The 1,458-nt window shown below is 52.3% G+C and carries 1 protein-coding gene; it reads left to right on the forward strand.

Going from position 1 to position 1,458, the window contains the following annotated elements; all coding sequences use genetic code 11:
- The first annotated feature begins 934 nt into the window (after nucleotides 1–934).
- Nucleotides 935–1,222 (forward strand): hypothetical protein, encoded by a 288-nt coding sequence (locus ACR3FF_RS27000; RefSeq protein WP_458191167.1) that lies wholly within the window; start codon nucleotides 935–937, stop codon nucleotides 1,220–1,222.
- Nucleotides 1,223–1,458 lie beyond the last annotated feature (236 nt).

The following is a 1,458-nucleotide window of genomic DNA, read 5'->3' on the forward strand; positions in this document are numbered from 1 at the left end:
GGATAACTGAGCCCGGTTCTCTTTTTTTGTCGACGGCCGAATCGATCCGTCGAACCGTGTAAGAGTATCTTCAGCCGACGTCAGGAGGATTGGTGAGGCAAAATTCTTAGACAGGCTCTCAAAGGCTCATTATTGCATCGAATAATCCTACCTATCGAATGTCGGTAATATACATCGAAGTGTTTCTTCATATACTCATATAATCGCCATGTTTTTGTTATAACTAAGACTAAAGTGCTAGAGCGAATCGTCTCCGTTGGGAGCGCGATGCCTTGCAGAAAGGCCGGTGCTAGAGACACCGACCGCGCTTCTTGAGGTGCAAGAAGCAATGACGACTATTCAGTCCGCGGTAGAAAGCAGTACCGAATCGGCTGTGATCCTGAATGAAATCAAGGGTGTGCATACCGATGCGTATCGAGTCGGACTCAATATCTCCGACAGCAGGGGATTACCCGCTGAGTTCGTTGTCTTCCCGGTAAGAGATGATTTGAATGACTGATCGCTCTCGCCGGTCGATTCTCGAAACCGCAGGTGCAGTAGTTGGTGGACTCCTTGGAACAACAGCAATCACAGCAAACACAGACCGTGTGCGTGCGCGTCGTTGGCTCAGTCGTCGGAATCATCCTCGCGTGCCATTTTTTCGGTATGTCGGGAGCCTCCAGATGGATGCGATATGCTACTGGGCGAAAAGCGGGTGTACGTACTGGAGTCTGGCATCGCTTGCCGATCCCGTTCCTGGTGATTTTATCCCGATCGCAGGTGGGTGTGCTGGCGTCCATTCCGGGTGCCAACTCCAAGACAACCTACAGCGGATTGCAGGATGTGATACCGGTTGGGTACACGTTTATAAACTCCGTTGGTGGGCGCGTGGAATGTTCTGGATGTTTTCCGGTGCTATCAACGCACTACTGCTCCCACAGGGGGTGTATGGATCGTGCCAGTGACTGATCTCATCACTGCTGGACTGTATACGGATGTGGTATTACCCGGATTGCTCGCAAGTGCATTCGTCTACGTCCGGCTCACCCGCGCTTCCCGGTACAATTACTGGCAGCGACGCGCTGTCGAACTCGGTGCCGTGGCGATGACCCTGTTCGTCGTCTCAACAGTGCTATTGAGTCCACTCATCTCGATGGTCGCGATTGGCGTGACAGTACTGCTCATCGGTGCGTTAGTATTGGGGTACACCAGACGAGAGCCCAACCGACCGAATCAAACCTGAAGATAGAAATCTGATTTTTGAGCGCATTCGTTTTATGCCGGTTCCAATCGCTCACCTTCGCACTCGGGAACGACGCAAGCGTACGTCACCGTGGCTTGGCACTATCGGTTACTCTCGATGAGCGTGTCATAGAATCCATCTCATAGCTTTTCGCAGCCCGGGTCGTTTCCTCGCTCGTAGTTGGTGATTGCAACCACGAGTCGGAGACAGAGCGCAACGAACACTTCTGTTCGTGC

It is taken from the genome of Haladaptatus ordinarius, from assembly GCF_054177595.1.